Origin of the sequence: Microcoleus sp. Pol12B5 (genome assembly GCF_036701335.1) — a bacterium.
Taxonomy (GTDB): domain Bacteria; phylum Cyanobacteriota; class Cyanobacteriia; order Cyanobacteriales; family Microcoleaceae; genus Microcoleus.
In genome coordinates this window covers 1-17,310 of sequence record NZ_JAUBQQ010000037.1, presented here as the reverse complement: position 1 = coordinate 17,310, position 17,310 = coordinate 1, and the positions used below count along the sequence as shown (strand labels likewise).

The window sequence follows — 17,310 nt, the reverse complement described above, 5'->3', positions numbered from 1 at the left end:
CTAATTCCTAGCTACCGATCGCTAAATACTAAATCGATCGCCATGAATTTCAAACTTCTAAGTTTAGCAGTATCGGGAATTTTAACGGTTGGGGTTGCAACCAGCGCTACTGCGGTTGTTACGACATCCCCTGTGCGGCAATCAACAGATTTAACGGAATTTAACTCGGTGCATTCCCAGGGTGCGATCGCCCAAACTGTCGAAGAACAAACCAATATTCGAGTCTACGAAAAGGCTAGTCCGGCGGTTGTTACAGTCGATACAGATAAATCTAACGGCAGTGGCACAATTATCAGCCCCGACGGCATGGTGTTAACGAACGCCCACGTTGTTTCGGCAGGCGGTACCGTCAATATCATTTTGTCAGACGGCAGAAAACTTGTCGCCGATGTCATCGGATTCGGCGAAGAAGGTCTAGACTTAGCCGTGGTTAAGATTCGCGGTCAAAACAATTTGCCCACTATTCCTGTAGCCCGTCCAGGTTCGGTGAAAGTCGGGCAACAAGCATTTGCGATCGGCAATCCCTTCGGTCAATTTCAAGGTACTTTTACAGTCGGAATCGTCAGTCGCATCGACCAGCAGCGGGGCTTAATTCAAACCGACGCCGCCATCAATCCCGGCAACTCAGGAGGCCCGCTGCTAAACAGTTCAGGAGAATTAATCGGCGTCAATACTTCTATTTTTACTCGCGGTCGGGGTGGAGGTAATATCGGTATCGGTTTTGCAATTTCCGCAGACAAATTACCCGCTTTCCTGACAGCGGTGCGAGAAGGGCGGGCTCCCCGCGCGGCTCAAGCCCGATCGCCCTTTGGTGGCAACAAATCACCTCAAAAAGTTGCGTTAAACGGGCCCGCCGTTAGCGGCCTCCTCACCGAGAAGTCTAGCGTTCTGCCCACAGACAACAGCTTTTTTGACCTCTACTCGTTTGAGGGAAAAGCGGGCCAGCAAATCACAATAGAAATGAAAAGCCAAGAAATTGACCCTTATTTAATTTTGCTCGGGCCCAACCAGCGCGAAATCGCACAAGACGATGACGGGGCCGGCAGTAAAGACGCCAGAATTACAGTCAGGCTGCCAGCAGACGGGACTTACACGTTAGTGGCAAATTCCTACCAAGCTAAGCAGTCAGGGGCTTATACGTTAGAACTGAAAGCGAGTGCTCCTACCGCGCCTTCTCGGGCCATTTTGCAAGAAGAAGGCGCTTTAGTCGCAGGAGGCCCAGTATTGCCGTCTGACAACAGTCTGTATCGAGAGTATACTTTTGAAGGTCGATCGGGTCAGTCTGTAGCCATTTCCCTCGAAAGTACAGATTTCGATCCCTATGTGGCTATCTTTGACCCTAACGGCCGATTAGTGGCAGAAAATGACGATGAGAGCGATTCGACTAAAAATGCGTTTCTGACCGTTACTTTGCCCGCTACGGGTCGCTATCGCGTAATTGTCAATGCTTACGATGCTTCGGGTCGGGGTCGTTACACTCTAACAGTCCGGTGAAAATGGGTAATTGGGAATTGGTAATGGCTAATTGGGAATGGGGAATTGGTAATTGGTAATGGCTAATAGAGAACTGGTCGAATTCTTTTTCCTGCTTCCTTCCTTCCGTTAAATCCCGTACATTGGTCGTTGCCGAACTTCCTTCTTCCATCCGTTAAATCCGTTACAGAATCCGTTGCCGAACTTCCTTCTTCGTTGCAAACCGAGGTAATTCATGCGTCAAGTTAGATTGTGGGCGATCGCGCCAATTGCTCTAGTAGCTACTTTTTCTGGCAAGCCGACTGTCTCGCCGCCAGTTTCAAATTTAGGTGGAGTTGCTAACAGTAGTGCCACCCTCATTTCAGCAGAATTTCCTCAAAATTTAACTGAGGCGAAGCCTGCTGGCAAGGCGGTTTTAGCTCAAGCAAGCCCCAAGCCATCGCCATCACCACAGAGTTCGCCAACTCAGAGTCCAACTGTAGAACCTCGACCGAGTCCTGATGCGGGTTCATCTAAAGTCATTTTAGAGCAAAACGGAGAACTCAGCCCTGCTAAGTCTTCTGTACTGCCCTCAGACAGCAGTTTGTACGACGAGTATACCTTTGAAGGCACTCAGGGTCAGAAAGTGATTATTACCGTAGAAAGTACCGAGTTTGATACTTATCTCGCTATTTTCAACTCCCAGGGCGAGCTACTTGGAGAAAATGATGATGCAACGCAGCAAAATTCCAATTCAGAGATTTCTGTTACCTTGTCTGCGAATGGTCGCTATCGCGTCATTGTCAATGCTTACGATCCGCCTCCAAAAGGTAGAGGCAAGTACAGTTTGACCGTCCGTGAAACAACTGGAAATTAGTTTGAACGAAACTTGGCAGTCAGGGCACGGCAATGCCGTGTCCCTATAATTCAAGGACGATCGTACTACAAGCAACTGCGATCGACTTTGGTAAATTCATATGTTTGTATACCACTATAAATGTTATAATTCTGCATCTCTAATTTTAGAACCTGTATTTAAAATCACTCTTAAAAATAGAATGGAAGCTGAAATATAGATAATTTTTCAGCTTCCCTTTTTAATTGATTTTGATTAATTTAACGCAGACCCAGCCAGGTGAAAAAATCCTGACGTGTGAAGAATTCTAGCAGCAAAAGTCCCACGAATCCCACCATCGCAAATCGTCCGTTGATTTGTTCGGCGTAGGCATTCCAGCCAAAGGCTGGTTCTAGTTTTGGGGTATTTGGGGTTGTCGGTTTTGAGGATGGAGGAGTTTGAGCAGTCATTTAAAAGTTTTAAGTTTCGAGTTTTGAGTGATGATTTTGGGGAAGCTTAGCGATCGCACAATTTGTAATTTACCAGGAAAATGACAGCCGATCGCTAATCTGCTGACTTTTCTAAACTTTGAACCGATTCGATGAGATTTCGCACGGTTTCAGTACCTTCTGAAGGCTCAAAAAACAGCGGGAACTTGCCGCGAGCGATCATTCTCAAACCCAACGGGCCCAGACTCAGCAAACCTTTAACATCGCGGAAGTAGTTTCCTACTACTTCAATGCCAAATTTGCGCTCATCTATCCAGCCGCCTTCTTTGACGAGATCGATTAAAACTTTGCGGTGGCGGATTGATCGACTGGCTTGATCGTCTTTGCGATCGAGAATCTCCTGTTTAATCTTACCAATTTGATCCATCGGCGCAACTTCCATCGGGCAAACCGAGTTGCAGTAGTAACAGCGGGTGCATCCCCAAACGCCTGCGGTGCCTTCGTTGTATTTTTCGAGCCGATTTTCGGTTTCGCTGTCGCGGGAGTCGGCGATCGTGCGGTAAGCTTTGGCGAGGGCGTGGGGGCCGACAAATTCCGGGTTGACTTCGCGGGCGTTGCACTCAGAATAGCACGCACCACAGAGGATGCAGTTGCCGGTTTGGTCGAGTTTCGATCGCTCTTCTGGAGTTTGCAGAAATTCCCGTTCTGGAATTGCTCGCGAGGCAGTGCTGACATAAGGTTCAACTGCTTCTAGGTTGTCCCAAAAACTGGTCATGTCAACAACCAAATCTTTAATGATCGGCATATTTCCCATTGGGGCGACGGTGATTTCTGGGATGAAATCAGTAGGCATTTCTGCTGAGCTGGAAGCAGCTATTTTTTGCAGTCTTGCCAGTTCGCTGGCTACATTTTCTTTGCAAGCTAATGCTGAGCGACCGTTAATTCGCATAGAACAACTGCCGCAAATTGTATTGCGACAATTTTTGCGAAAAGCTAAAGTGCCGTCCTGTTCCCACTTAATAATGTTGAGGCAGTCGAGGATGGTATTGCTCTCTTCCACGTCTAGGGTGTAAGTGTGAACCCGGGGAGCCTCGTTTTGATTTTGGCGTACTACATTAAAGCGGACTTTCATATTTTGATTAAGGAATTTAGTGTTTATTTTAAGCTAATTTTTTGGAGTGTCTAGAAAGCTCTTATTTTTTTAACAACTACCTAAAGTAAGAGATTTTTAAAATTTTATTATTGTTTGATAAACAGCAATAATTCTCAAGTTATAAATCCTAAAATTGCAACTTTTTTAAGCGGATTTTTGAGCTATTAATTGGATATCAAAGTAATTAATTGCTGCAATTCGGTAGTCGGAGGTGCGTGATGTCCAGCTTGTTTGTATTAACTTTCATGTTTTCCACACCGGCTTTTTGTCTGGGTCTGCTAAATCCTCAATGGGTGGGACTGGGAACTCGCAAGCGATCGGCTGCCTTGTACGGCGGCTTGATGGCAGTTTCGTTCCTTTTGCTTGGGGTGACAGCACCTAAGGCGCCACAACCAGTTTCATCGGGGCTGCTGGCCTCAACTGAATGGCCAGAATTTAGGGTAAGCGCACCTTTGCGCTGAAGGTAGCTGGGTATGCATTTCACTTTTTTGGCAGCATTACAAGAAATTTTACCAGGACTTACGGCCGGTTGGGGCTAGAAACGTAGTTTTTTAAGAAAAATACTTGGTTCTCATCATTTACTGCAATTAAAAACCCCGGTTTATAGGCGTCGGAGTGCGATCGCGAACTGTAGGAAAAAATCGTGGGCTTAGTAAGGACAGATACACTCAGAAACCTGGTTGCACTAGGGTCAGGTGTCCAACGTTCTAGTTTACTTCGTAAATCATAGGGATTTGTGAGTTGGTCGGCAGATAAATAAGCAAGTTAACTTGTCAGGACTTACGCACAGGGATTAAATAACTCAGGTTCTTTAATAAACAGATATCCTTTGTGCTTCACCTCGGATTTTGGTAAAAGAAACCGGGTTTCTGCCTCCTGGGTAACTTCTCTTTTTTACTGCTAAAAATCGCTATGTTTAATTTTTTCGTCCTAAGCTTTCTATTGTCTATGCCGGCCTTCTTTCTGGGTATTGTTAATCCGAAATGGGTGGCCGCACCAACCCGCAAGCGATCGATCGCGATGTACGGCGGGTTGATGGCGGCTTCGTTTGTGCTTGTTGGCGTCACCGTACTCCCTCCGTCTCAGGAAGTTTCAGTGGCGCTTACGGCCCCAAGCGATCCGCTAGTATCATCTCAAACCGCTAAGCCGTCACTGCTTTCGGCAGCGCCGACACCCAAGCCGGAGACTGTGAAAACGCCGACACCAACACCGAAACCTGCAATTTCTGCGAAGGTACCTGCACTTGCCAAACCAGGGCCAGATCGCAAATTGCCATCTTCAGTCAAATCTGTTGAGCGAACCGCAGAGATTGCTATTGATGCACAGCAGCCGAAGAAAGATACCAAGAAAGTTATTTATGAGTCTTCTCAACCGAAGGTTAAAAGTGCCGATTTTCCGAGTTGCGTTAACTCGGATTGCGACTGTTCTGACTTTGCGAGTCAAGCCGAAGCGCAGCGAGTGTTAGAGGCATATCCGGGCGATCCGTTTAAGCTTGATCGAGATCGAGACTTGATCGCTTGTGAAACGTTGCCTTAGATTTTATCTGCCAACAGCCTCGGTTAATGATCAAAGCTTTTTTCGGTGATTGTACGAATTGAAGAACGCAAATCGATCGGCTAAAATTGTCTAATTGTTGAGCTTGCGGTGCGGGTGCAGCTATGACTTACAGCTTGAGAATTGTCGATTTGCCAACGAGTGAACGGCCACGGGAACGGTTGATGGCCGGCGGCCCAAAAAGTTTGGCGACTGCGGAATTGATTGCGATTCTCCTAGGTACTGGTCAGGGACCCGGCAAACTTTCCGCCGTCGGGCTCGGACAGTATATTTTAAATCAGTTGAGTTTGCACCAACGTGATGCTCTGGCTGTGCTACGCACCATTAGCGTGCAGGAGTTGACGCAGATTCACGGGATTGGCCCTGCTAAGGCGACTTCGATTTTGGCTGCGGTGGAGTTGGGGAAGCGGGTATTTCAGTCGCGGCCGCCGGAAATGGCTGTGGTTGACTCTCCCCAAGCAGCGGCGGATGCCCTGAGTCAGGATTTGATGTGGCAGTCTCAGGAACGTTTTGCTGTGGTGCTGCTAGATGTGAAAAATCGGCTGCTGGGTACTCAGGTAATTACGATCGGCACCGCAACGGAAACTTTGGCTCACCCACGGGATATTTTTCGCGAGGTGATCCGCCAAGGGGCGACGCGGGCGATTATCTCGCACAATCACCCCTCCGGGATTGTGGAACCAAGCCCGGAGGATATTGCTTTGACGCGACAGTTGCTGGCGGGAGCGCAGTTTTTGTCGATTCCGCTACTGGATCACTTGATTTTGGGGAATGGCGATTTTCGGAGCTTGCGGCAGACGACGACGCTTTGGGAGGAGTATCCCCAAGGTGATTGAACTCTTATACTTAACTAATTTGATTACTATCATTAGTTATTTGTATCTTTGGGCTATCCAACGGCTGAATCACCCTTTACAGCAGGCAAATTTTCCGGCTGGAGTCCCCCGCTAGAGGCTGTTTTGGCTGAATGTCGCTGCTGATACTGCGTTTCGAGTACAACTCGGTTAATGTAGTATAGGTAGGCTGAAGAGGTCGCTAATCCGATTTTTTTTGAGCATACTAAACGTATACTGAACCAGCACCTAAATACCCACTTATTAAGAAATTATTAAATGGGATGTAAAATACACGGTGTGGTGATAGGAGGAGAACTGTGTTTCTGAGACTTGCAGAACAACACCGTAAATTCGTTCAAGATTTGGTAATGAACCTTCAAGCTTTAGCGATCGTGCTAGAGCATCGGGGTTATCTGGCATCCTGCTACACTTGCGGGGGTCAGATGAACAGTGCCTCATTTATGGTCAGTTTGACGGACAACCATCTGATTCGATTTTTAGTGTCAGATTACGGTATCACTTGGACTGAGATGCGGGACGACCGCGAACTCATGAAACTAGAAGGTGCAGAAGCGATTAATCAGTTACAAGAACTGGCAAATCTCGTAAAGTATCAAATCCAACCTTCGGAAGCTACTTTAGCGACGGCCCAGTGAGTGTAGCGATTGCACGGTTCCGAGGAAGGCGACGCAAGAAAGTCAGTGCTTGTCTGCTAAAACCGAATCCCCAGCGAGTTAGTCGAGAGGGTTCATTTAGGTACACAGCGATGGCTGCTCAACAGACAAGGGTGCTATCAGGCTGCCTTCAGACGGTTTAGCGCTCAGTCGATCGAAGTGAGCCTGGGCAGACGGCATACTTTATGCCAGAAGTCTCAAACTTGGAACCTCTAGTTTTTTTTTCAATAGTTGATTCTCCCTTGAGAACGATTAGCAAAATGTAGAAGTGTGAGTGATCGTCGGCTGCGATGTTAATTTCTCACTTTGCCATTGAAAAGTCAAGGAATTGAAATTAACTTTGAGCAGGCAGGTAAAATTTAACATCCAGAGTGAGGATGAGGCTGTGAAGATTGGGCGGCAGCCCACGGGGTGTGACGTGCGGGCGAATTGCATTTATTTTAGCATTTCGATTTAGCCGATAAAGGTAACAATTAACTTGAAACAGCATCATTGCTGTAAAAATCTCACAGCCGGCTGAAGCCGGCTAAGTTTTGCGTATATCTAAGCTTCTGGCCAATGTTTGGCTGTTAGGTTAAACGGCTCTTTGAAGTGCACGCTCGCACTTGCTAAACTAATTTTATAATACTTTAATGATTAGTCCTCAAATATTTATCGCAAAGTTAGGAATCTCAAGCAAATGATCAATCTCAGCGAACTTCTAGAACCCATCGCCAGTCAATTTCGCAGTCTGGGAATTCCCGAACCAATTACCCATTGGGGACACCCTGTAATGATGGGGATCGTGGTAGTGGCGATGGGCAGTTTTGTCGGGTATACGGGATGGCAGGGACGTTTGGCCACCGATAAAGATGTCGCACTCAAAAGTCGCTCGGATCACCGCAAGCTTGCACCGTGGATGTTTCTGTTTCTAGCTTTGGGCTATACAGGCGGCTTGCTGTCACTGGTGATGCAGCACCAGCCAGTCATGGAAAGCCCGCATTTTTGGACGGGTTCGGCAGTGCTGGTTTTGCTGGCTGTTGGCAGCTTGATTTCGCTAACGGGTTTTGGGGGTAATAAGCTGGCACTGCGCGCGGTTCACGCTTATTTAGGCACGACAGCCCTTGCACTTATGGTGCTGCACGCGGCTTTCGGTTTAAAATTGGGGCTGTCTATTTAGAAGAGGAAGAGGAAGGGGAAGGGGAAGGGAAAGAATGTAAGGAAAGAAATTTTGCCCTAACTTACGCACGGGTAGCGAGATACTGGGTTTTTTATCTAAATACACAGCGTTTAGCTTTTTATCTAGGTTTAAAAACCCGGTTTTTTGGGTAAGGAGTGCATACGTCCGGCATAGGTGTCCCTGAAATATTCCCCCTCTAAATTACTAATTAATGAATCAAGTAACGGGTGTCATCTTCTGTCTTGCATACATTTTGGGATTGATTTCTACAGCGGTTCCTTGGGGTAGATACGCGATACTTGCTTTGGGAATAGCGGTGGCTATCGCCCTGCCGAAATTGTTGCGAAATTTTACTAAAACTTCTGTCAAAATTACTAAGAAAAGACGCAGCCGACAAAAAGAAAATGCTCTTGAAGAACCCTTAGATGCGAGGGAAGAATTGAGTTTGTTGGAGATGCTGCCGAGAGCGAAATGGGTGTGGGCAGTTGCGGGTTTGCTGGCATTTCTAGCTAGTGTTTATTTTGCAGTTCGATCGCCCCAACCGGCAATAGATGACATCAGCAAACTGATTCCGGCTGTTGGGAACACTCAAGAAGTGGCAGTGACTGTTCGCGGTAGAGTTGTCAGTACGCCTCGATTGACTCGATCGGGACGATCGCAATTTTGGCTAGAAACAGATTTAGTTAGCGAAATCAACGGCGGCGAGGGAGGAGCAGTTGTCAACCGCCCAGTATCCGGCAAGCTCTACGTTACACTGCCACTGCTGCAAGCAACGGGTTTGTACGCCGAAAATACGATCGCAGTGGTGGGATCCTTGTACAAACCGCAGCCACCGTCGAATCCTGGGGCTTTTAATTTTCAAGCATATTTAGCCAGAGAAGGGGCTTTTGTAGGGCTCAAAGGCCGTCAAATCGACTGGACGAGAGAAAATGCGATCGCCGATGTAAATCGAGTTAACAGCCAAACGGCTGCTTTCTTGGAGCCCAGCGGGATGCAGCCATCGAAAATTCAAGCGATGCGGCAGCGGATCGTGCGATCGCAACTATCGCAGTTAAATGTTCCCGAAGGGCCCTTAATCAGCGCGATCGCCCTCGGCAAACAAGCAGTAGATTTACCTTACAACATCCGCGACTATTTTGTGCAGGCTGGATTAGCCCACGCGATCGCAGCTTCCGGCACTCAAGTTTCGATGGTTTTGGCTTTAGTTCTAGCTTTAACCAGGCGTTTTTCCAAACAATTGCAATTTAGCTTTGGCGTCGGTGCTTTATTTTTGCTTGTGGGGCTAACTGGCTTTGAACCATCAGTATGCCGCGCCGCTTTGATGGGATTTGGAACATTATTTGCTTTGGTGCTCAGTCGCCAAGTTAAGCCACTGGGATTGCTGTTAATCGCTGCTACTATTTTACTGCTGGTTAACCCTTTGTGGATTTGGGATTTAGGTTTTCAACTGAGTTTTTTGGCGACTTTGGGGTTAATCGTGACAACGCCACCACTGATGGCAAAATTGGGCTGGATGCCTCCCGCGATCGCTTCGATTGTTGTGGTTCCGATCGCCGCTTCAGTTTGGGTGCTACCGCTGTTACTTTATGTTTTTAGTGTGGTATCACCTTACAGCATTTTAGTTAATATTATTGCGGCTCCTTTGCTGTGGATTTTGAGTATTGGGGGGATGGTTAGCGCTTTAGCTGGATTGATTTTTCCGCCCGCTGGCAGTGTTTTAGCGCAACTGCTCGATTATCCGGCAAAGGGGTTAATTGCGATCGCCGAATATTTCTCGCAATTACCGGGTAATTCGGTAGCTGTCGGTCAAGTATCGGTGTTTCAGCTAATAGCGCTTTACAGTTTAATTTGCTGGGTTTGGATCGGGGGAAGAAAGAAGAAGGAAGAGGGAAGAAGGAAGAAGGAAGAAGGAAGAAAAAAGAAGGGTAAAAGCAGAGTTATTGCACTGCCGACTTTTTCATCGGCTTGGATTTTACCGCTGGCGCTGGTGGCGGGAATAAGTATCATAGTTTTGCCAGCTTGGCACGTTCAATCATCTTTATTTCAAGTTACTTTGCTGGCGACATCTGGTGAACCAGTGTTAGTAATTCAAGATAGGGGAAAAGTGGCGTTAATTAATAGCGGTGATGAAAATACCGTAAGGTTTACAGTGTTGCCTTTTTTGCAGCAGCAAGGAGTTAATTCTGTGAATTTTGCGATCGCCACTCACGGTCATTTGGGTTTGAGCGACGGTTGGGGAAAATTACTAGAACGCTTGCCAGTTAAAACATTTTATGATAATAACGCTCCGAAACAAATTCACCGTGGGAGTAACCAGGAATTTATGACGGCTGTGCAATCTCGCCAAGGCGTTTACTTTCCTTTAGAAACTAACAGTACAGTTGATCTGGGTTCGACGCGGTTGCAGTTCGTGAATGCGGAGATTCCGGTGGTAGAATTCCTGGTGGGAAATCGAACTTGGTTGCTCGTCGGTGAAATGACACCGGAAGCGCAAAAAAAATTGGCAGCAACGGGAACCTTGAAGCAGGCTCAAGTGCTGTGGTGGTCAGGAAAAGCCCTGACGGCTGAGTTATTAAGCGCAGTGGGGCCACAAGTGGCGATCGCATCTGCTGACGAAATCGACCCAGAAACCGCCGCCCAACTGCGCCAAAGCAAAACCCAGATATTCTGGACAGGGCGCGACGGAGCCCTCCAGTGGACTCCAGCAGGGGGATTTAAGACCACTTTGGAATCTGAAGAAAATCAAACTTCTTTTTTATAAAGATTTACAATCTGGCGCACTGTGCGGTAAAATAGTTTTAGCTCACATCTCAAATCAATTGGAGAGGTGGCAGAGCGGTTGAATGCGGTAGACTCGAAATCTACTTTAGGGGTAACTCTAACGTGGGTTCAAATCCCACCCTCTCCGTACATCTCAGCGTCAAGCGTCAAGCGCGCACCTTATTAACTTAGGGTGCGCGCTGCCTATCATATTATGAAACTCAACTCCACAATCTCAGTAGCATGATAGCTGCTTTCATTTCGGTAAGGTAGAGGCTGAAAATCTCCAGGGAACTCTTAACTCAAAACCGGGCACAAAAAAAGGGAAGAGAGTTGGTAAAGCGGGCGGTTGCAAACCGCTGTCTCCATCACTAATAAGGTGCGGGCGGAGGATGGGGGAATTAGTCTAGATTCTTTGTTTCCCTAGTCCATAGTCGCTAGTTCCTACCACGAAAACCCCTAGCCTGTTGCTCGTTTCCCGTGCCCAGTTTCCGGTTTCTTCTAATAACGTGGTTTGTAATTGCGAGTCGGCACTAATTGCCCTCAAGCCCTACTACGAAAGGATCACACCGGAATAGAAATCACAAACTCCGAACCCTGACCGAGGGAAGAAGTCACCACTAATGTACCTCCATGTTTTTCCACAACAATTTGGTGGGCTATCGACAATCCTAATCCAGTTCCTTGACCTACAGACTTGGTGGTGAATAAGTGGTTAAAGATGTTTTCCTTGACTTCGGCTGACATCCCCACTCCATTATCCTTAATCCGAATCAAAACCTGATTCTTATCTTCGCTCAGAGCAGTTTGAACCGTGATTTGATTAGGTAGGGCTTTAATTTCACTAAAACTCCGTTCCTTATTTGACTCCTCCAGAGCGTCAATGGCATTAGCCAGCACATTCATAAATACCTGGTTTAACTGTCCGGGAAAGCATTTCACTAGGGGTAAGTTACCATACTCTCTCACAGCTTCAATGGCAGGGCGGAACTCGCTGGCTTTTAAACGGTGCTTGAGAATTAGCAGAGTGCTTTCAAGTCCATCGTGAATATTGAAAGCAACTGGTCGATCGCTATCTGCCCTGGAAAACGTTCTCAGACTCGTACTGATATTGCGGATGCGATCGACTCCCTCCTGCATCGAGCCAATCAATTTGGGCAAATCTTCTCGCAAATACTCCAAGTCCATATCCTCTATTTCTGCTTCAATTTCCACTCCCGGATTGGGAAATTTTTCTTGATAGAGATCAATCAAATTGAATAAATCCCCCACGTATTCTTGAGCAGGTTGCAAGTTGCCGGCGATAAAGCCTACGGGGTTGTTAATTTCGTGGGCTACCCCTGCGACTAAATTTCCCAGAGCCGACATTTTCTCACCCTGTACCAATTGCAACTGCATCTGTTTGAGATCCTGAAGATAAAGCTCTAGTTTTTGGGCATATTCCTGAGATTGTTGATACAGTCGGGCGTTTTGTAAGGAAATTGCTGCTTGGGAGCACAGGATATTGAGGATGGCGACGCGATCGCCCGTAAATACCCCTGTTGCTAAATTATTTTCCAAATACAAAATCCCCATCATTTTCCCTCGCTCGCTGATCGGAGTGCACAGCAGGCTCTGAGGTTGGTGGTGGATTATGTAGGGGTCAGATGCAAATCTTGGTTGATTGCTAGCATCATCAAAAATCAGGGTTTCTTTTGTACGTTTGACGTAGTTGATCAGGGTCAGAGGAATTACTTCGCTCTCCTCAACCGGCATTGATTGCAGAAGGCAGTCTTGACGGTTGGTGCAGTGGACGTTTATCCTCCAGTTTCCCTCTTCCTTCAAAATTAATGCTCCGGTTTGTGCTCCGGCATTCTTTACCACCACTTGCATGAGGGTAGTGAGCAATTGATCGAGTTTAATTTCGCTCGATAGAGCTTGAGAAGCTTTGATCACTGTCGGCAAATCTACTAAGCCCCAACTGCTGGTGCTACCGATAATTGTTCTATTCGTGTTAGATACGGATGATTCACTATCGGTGGAGGTGTGAGTTGTTTCGCTCGGATTCTGGCGAGTTCGCTCCTGTTGCAGGATCACAGCAAGCAATTGGGGATAACGCTGTTCTAGATGGTCAATCTTTACTTTGGCTCCCCAACGAGCGTAAGCATAGTAAGCATCAATTAAATAGGGTTTGGCGATTTTTTCTTTACCCCATTCCAAATAGAATTTAGCAGCGAGTTCGTGAGCTAGAGCTTCCTCGTTGAGGTATTCGTTTTCTTTGGCGAGTGCGATCGCCTTGTCGTACATCTCAAGCGCTTCTATTTTTTGGTTTAAAACCCGATGCCGTTCTGCCTCTACTAGATAGAATTTATGCAGATGATTCATGGGGGCATGATGTGCCCATTTTTGCATTTTTTCTTGATTAGCTTGTACTCGATCGAGAAGTTCCTGTTGTTCTGACTCTGGAGTGTCAGAATACACCGCCAATCTCACTAGAGAATCGTAGAAATAGAATATGGCAACAGTTATCTGCCCGGAAGCTGCGCTCAAATAAGTTTCTATTTGAGCCATATTTTTCAAGGCTTCTGGGTAATTTTCAAACAAATAAGAAAGCACAAGTTTGTGCAAGTATAAGTAATGAATTCCCAGGTAGTTATTGGTTCGTTGATACAGTTGTAACATTGTCTCTTCCTCATAGGCTTCTCCCTTTAAATGGCAGGGATATGGTGATATTTCTATTAAGTTAAAAACGGCTTGCCAACAAATTTTTAGATAAGAAAGTGCTGCTTCTTGGTGAATTTTAGTAACGGCATCTGCGTAGCTTGCTATCTCTCGTTCGAGTTGCGTTAGTTGTTTACCAATAAAATACGAGTAATAACTGTATTGAAAGATAGCATAACCAGCAAATTCTAACTCTCCGGTTTCCAGCCCACAAAAATAATCTGACAGCAAAGGTTGTAAGGTATTTCTGAGGTGTTCTTTCCAAATTTGAATACTAGAATGAACCATTGCGGATGTCTTCGCTTGGATTTCTTTGGCATTCAACTTTGACACTAGACGTAAAGCAAGTTCACCTAATTGATAGCCCCTCTCAATATCTCCCATGCCACAGAGAAGATAACTATATATGGCAAAAGCATAGGGAGACAAAGAAGCATTGCCATATTGGACAGATAAATTGACCTGTTTGCAAACTACCAAAGGCGCGAGTGGCGGCAGCCCTATGTAGGCAGGAGTAAATAGGCTTGACAGAATCGTTATAGTTGCTAGTTGTTGAGGATCTGTCATCAGAGGAAGATCAATTAAGTCCTCAGTTCCCTTTCCGCTCAAAATTGACGCGGTTTCTCCTAGTGCCTGTCCAATATCAGAGAAATTTGGCTCGGAGGGAAACTCTACCCCCAACTGCTGTAAGACTGGCAACCCTGTATTCAGCGCTTCCTGTAGCTTATTTTGCGCCATATAAGCTTCTATCTGTACTTCATATACCTTCACTTTGTCCAGTAGCGTTTTGGCGCAGCTTTCCACGAGTGATGCTAATGTCTCCATCCGGTCAAAGTCACCGCTTAGATATGCCGCTTCTGCTGCTTCGGTATGCAGCGCTAATGTTAGTTCGTATTGATTATCCCAACTATTTACTGCCAGTAATTCTGTGCCAACATTTAAATATTCAACCGCAGCAGAATAGGCAGTAGCAGCTTTAGCTTTTTTTCCAGCAACCAGATTCAATCCTGCTAATTGCTCCCTATCTAGCTCGTGGGTAATTAAATTTCGTCCCACATTCAAGTGGTTGACAATATCAAACATTCTTTCTTCTCGATCGGCTTCGGGCGTATTCTTTAACAGCAGTTGACCGATTTTTAAGTGAGTAGAGCGCTTTTGATCTTCAGGAATGAGGGAATAGGCTGCTTGTTGGACGCGATCGTGGAAAAATTTGTATTTAACTAATTGGTCATTGTTAACTGGTAATTCCTCGGATTCTTCTCCCGTGATTGTTCTGGATAATGCGTTGCCACATTCTTGATAAAATTTATAAACATCGCTAACTGGTAAAATCAACCCTTCTTGCAATGCTTTCCACAAAGCTGTTGCTGTTTCGGTTGGTAAATTCTCATCAACAATTGCTAATGTAGCCAAATCGAAATGATTCCCAATACAAGCAGCTAATTTTAAAACTTTCTGTGTTTGAATTGGCAACTTTCGCAACTGAAGTGCCATGAATTCTAGTACATCATCCGTTAGTGTCAAGGTGCGGACTCTAGCAATATCGCACTGCCAATACCTAGCTTCATAATTAAATTCGATTATCCCATCTTCATGCAAAGATTTGATAAATTGTGTGCTAAAAAATGGATTGCCTTGGGTTTTCTGATAAACGAGTTCTGTCAAAGGCTGAGCCAACGCTGTAGAACAAGCTAAGGTATCGGCAATCAGACAATTCAAATGGAAGCGCTCAAGCGGATCTAGAGTAATGGTGTTTACCGTAGATCCGCTTGTTTGAATGTTGGCTAATGTCACCATCAAAGGGTGTGCGGGAAAAACTTCGTTATCTCGATACGCTCCAATTAAAAAGAGATAGCGCCGATCGCGATCGCTCGTCAGGAGTTGAATCAACTTCAATGAGGCTGAGTCTACCCATTGCAAGTCGTCTAAGAAAATAACGAGGGGATGTTCTTTAGTGGCGAAGATAGAGATGAAGTTCTCGAATAACCGATTGAAGCGATTTTGGGCAGCACTGGCGAGGAGTTCTGGTGCCGGGGGTGGCGAGCCAATAATCCGCTCTAGTTCGGGAATTACCTCAACGATTACCTGAGCATTTTCGCCCAATGCTGCCAAAATTTGAGTCTTCCACTCCTCAACTTTAGCATCGCTTTCCGAGAGCAATTGTCCCATTAAATCGCGAAAAGCTTGTACAAAAGCTGAGAAGGGCTGGCTGCGCGCAAATTGGTCGAATTTGCCTTTGATGAAGTAGCCACGCTGTCTCACAATTGGTTTGTGAACTTCGTTGACAACAGCGGTTTTACCAATGCCGGAGAAACCGGCAACGAGCATCATTTCGGTGCTGCCGGCACTCACTCGCTCGAAGGCCGATAGCAGGGAGAATACTTCGGTTTCTCTACCGTATAATTTTTCTGGGACGATGAAGCGATCGCACAAATCTCGCTCCCCTATTTTAAAGTTAGTTAGCCTCCCTGTTTCTTTCCACTGGAATAAACAACTTTCCAAATCAAACTTGAGTCCTAGGGCGCTTTGATAGCGAGCTTCAGCATTCTTTGCCATCAGTTTGCCGACAATCTCAGACAGCACCAATGGAACGCTATGGTTTACACTTGATGCTGGGAGGGGCTGTTTGGCGAGGTGGCAGTGTACCAAATCCATTGCGTCATCCGCTTGGAAGGGTAACTTTCCTGTTAGTAATTCGTAGAAGGTGACTCCCAGCGAGTAGAAATCTGTGCGGTAATCAATGCCTCGGTTCATCCGCCCAGTTTGTTCGGGAGATATGTAAGGTAAGGTGCCTTCAAGCACGTTGGGATTTTGAATTTCTTGGGTTTCGCGCGGTAGCAGGGAAGCGATGCTGAAGTCAATCAGCTTGACTTGTTTGCTGCTGGGGTTAATCAGAATGTTGGCCGGTTTGAGGTCTTTATGGATGACGTGGTGGCGATATAGTCCGTCGAGGGAGTTGGCAATTTGAATCGCAATAGGCAGAAACTCGCTAACGGGCAAGACTTCTAGGGGTTCGTTGCTCTCGGATGCTAGACGAGCCAGGTAGCTACATAAGGAAATTCCGCCAAAGTCTTCCATCACCAGAGCATAGTGGTTATGGTAAGTCTCTAGGCTGTATGCCTTAACACTGCCAGGGATCTCTAAGTTTTTAGCAATGACATATTGGTTGCGGAAGTGAACCAGCTCGTGGAAGCCGGGAAAGTCATTTCGCAGCAGTTTGATCACTACTGGCTGCCCATTTGAACACCGAAGGCCGCGATAAACTAGAGTTCGAGTGCCTGCGTAAATTTGCTCGTTAATGTGATATCCTAGAAAAAGATTTTTTATGCTAGCCATATCTACGTATTCCTACTGCTTCTGTCAATGCTGAAGCTTCTTATAGTTGATATTTACTATTGTCCCTCTATTTTCCTTGCTATTCATTAATTACATTTTTCTTAACATATTGGGTAGTTCAAATTATCAAAGAGGGATTTTAAAAACCAGACTTAATATTTTATGTAAGAGCTGTTAATACTTGAGTTGAGACTAAGTAGAAAATGGATTTGCTAAGGCTGATTGAACGACCGCAGTTCATGGCAGAGGAACTTAAGACGCTAATCAGGTACTTAAGAGTGTTTTTGAAATCGATGCTTGAAGGCAATCGCCTTCAAGCATCTAATATCTAGTTTAGGAATGAGAATTAAATAACTTCCACTCTTGAAAGTGGGATGGGCGTCCCGCCCGTCCTTTTTGGAC

11 protein-coding genes and 1 tRNA gene are annotated in these 17,310 nt (G+C 46.0%); 9 read left to right on the top strand and 3 right to left on the bottom strand.

The genetic code is table 11. From position 1 onward, the window contains the following. Positions 1–42: 42 nt before the first annotated feature. Complete coding sequence (locus QUA24_RS16545; protein ID WP_333230793.1) at positions 43–1,494, top strand: DVUA0089 family protein; 1,452 nt, start codon at positions 43–45, stop codon at positions 1,492–1,494. A gap of 214 nt (positions 1,495–1,708) precedes the next feature. After that, on the top strand, positions 1,709–2,329 hold the full coding sequence (locus tag QUA24_RS16540) for a pre-peptidase C-terminal domain-containing protein (protein WP_333230792.1): 621 nt from the start codon (positions 1,709–1,711) through the stop codon (positions 2,327–2,329). A gap of 239 nt (positions 2,330–2,568) precedes the next feature. Here the strand turns inward: QUA24_RS16540 and QUA24_RS16535 are convergent, their stop codons facing one another. Further along, positions 2,569–2,757, bottom strand: a complete 189-nt coding sequence (locus QUA24_RS16535) for a chlorophyll a/b-binding protein (protein WP_333230791.1) — start codon at positions 2,755–2,757, stop codon at positions 2,569–2,571. 94 nt (positions 2,758–2,851) lie between these two features. Further along, entirely contained in the window at positions 2,852–3,868 is a 1,017-nt protein-coding gene (locus QUA24_RS16530) for a succinate dehydrogenase/fumarate reductase iron-sulfur subunit (RefSeq protein ID WP_333230790.1), read from the bottom strand. Between the two features lie 239 nt (positions 3,869–4,107). Here QUA24_RS16530 and QUA24_RS16525 point away from each other — a divergent pair, with 239 nt between their 5' ends. The 7 genes from QUA24_RS16525 to QUA24_RS16495 all read left to right on the top strand — a co-directional run bounded on the left by QUA24_RS16525 (position 4,108) and on the right by QUA24_RS16495 (position 11,020). Further along, positions 4,108–4,350: a hypothetical protein gene (locus tag QUA24_RS16525; RefSeq protein ID WP_333213132.1), complete on the top strand. Its 243-nt coding sequence runs from the start codon at positions 4,108–4,110 to the stop codon at positions 4,348–4,350. A gap of 487 nt (positions 4,351–4,837) precedes the next feature. Continuing rightward, on the top strand, positions 4,838–5,425 hold the full coding sequence (locus QUA24_RS16520; RefSeq protein WP_333230789.1) for a hypothetical protein: 588 nt from the start codon (positions 4,838–4,840) through the stop codon (positions 5,423–5,425). A gap of 122 nt (positions 5,426–5,547) precedes the next feature. Further along, entirely contained in the window at positions 5,548–6,279 is a 732-nt protein-coding gene (gene radC, locus QUA24_RS16515; protein ID WP_333213130.1) for a RadC family protein, read from the top strand. A 317-nt stretch (positions 6,280–6,596) separates the two neighbouring features. Continuing rightward, complete coding sequence (locus QUA24_RS16510; protein ID WP_015176985.1) at positions 6,597–6,935, top strand: DUF1815 family protein; 339 nt, start codon at positions 6,597–6,599, stop codon at positions 6,933–6,935. A gap of 697 nt (positions 6,936–7,632) precedes the next feature. Beyond that, the gene (locus tag QUA24_RS16505) at positions 7,633–8,112 is read left to right on the top strand and encodes a DUF4079 domain-containing protein (protein WP_006634842.1); all 480 of its coding nucleotides are present in this window, start codon (positions 7,633–7,635) and stop codon (positions 8,110–8,112) included. 211 nt (positions 8,113–8,323) lie between these two features. Beyond that, the gene (locus QUA24_RS16500) at positions 8,324–10,873 is read left to right on the top strand and encodes a ComEC/Rec2 family competence protein (RefSeq protein WP_333230788.1); all 2,550 of its coding nucleotides are present in this window, start codon (positions 8,324–8,326) and stop codon (positions 10,871–10,873) included. A 60-nt stretch (positions 10,874–10,933) separates the two neighbouring features. Continuing rightward, positions 10,934–11,020, top strand: a tRNA-Ser gene (locus QUA24_RS16495). 416 nt (positions 11,021–11,436) lie between these two features. Here the strand turns inward: QUA24_RS16495 and QUA24_RS16490 are convergent. Further along, complete coding sequence (locus tag QUA24_RS16490) at positions 11,437–16,908, bottom strand: AAA family ATPase (RefSeq protein WP_333230787.1); 5,472 nt, start codon at positions 16,906–16,908, stop codon at positions 11,437–11,439. Positions 16,909–17,310 lie beyond the last annotated feature (402 nt).

Excerpts from the sequence above, each read along its gene's own strand:
- QUA24_RS16545 (WP_333230793.1), top strand. The coding sequence starts at position 43 with ATGAATTTCAAACTTCTAAGTTTAGCAGTATCGGGAATTTTAACGGTT.
- QUA24_RS16540 (WP_333230792.1), top strand. The coding sequence starts at position 1,709 with ATGCGTCAAGTTAGATTGTGGGCGATCGCGCCAATTGCTCTAGTAGCT.
- QUA24_RS16535 (WP_333230791.1), bottom strand. The coding sequence starts at position 2,757 with ATGACTGCTCAAACTCCTCCATCCTCAAAACCGACAACCCCAAATACC.
- QUA24_RS16530 (WP_333230790.1), bottom strand. The coding sequence starts at position 3,868 with ATGAAAGTCCGCTTTAATGTAGTACGCCAAAATCAAAACGAGGCTCCC.
- QUA24_RS16525 (WP_333213132.1), top strand. The coding sequence starts at position 4,108 with ATGTCCAGCTTGTTTGTATTAACTTTCATGTTTTCCACACCGGCTTTT.
- QUA24_RS16520 (WP_333230789.1), top strand. The coding sequence starts at position 4,838 with ATGCCGGCCTTCTTTCTGGGTATTGTTAATCCGAAATGGGTGGCCGCA.
- radC (WP_333213130.1), top strand. The coding sequence starts at position 5,548 with ATGACTTACAGCTTGAGAATTGTCGATTTGCCAACGAGTGAACGGCCA.
- QUA24_RS16505 (WP_006634842.1), top strand. The coding sequence starts at position 7,633 with ATGATCAATCTCAGCGAACTTCTAGAACCCATCGCCAGTCAATTTCGC.
- QUA24_RS16500 (WP_333230788.1), top strand. The coding sequence starts at position 8,324 with ATGAATCAAGTAACGGGTGTCATCTTCTGTCTTGCATACATTTTGGGA.
- QUA24_RS16490 (WP_333230787.1), bottom strand. The coding sequence starts at position 16,908 with ATGGCTAGCATAAAAAATCTTTTTCTAGGATATCACATTAACGAGCAA.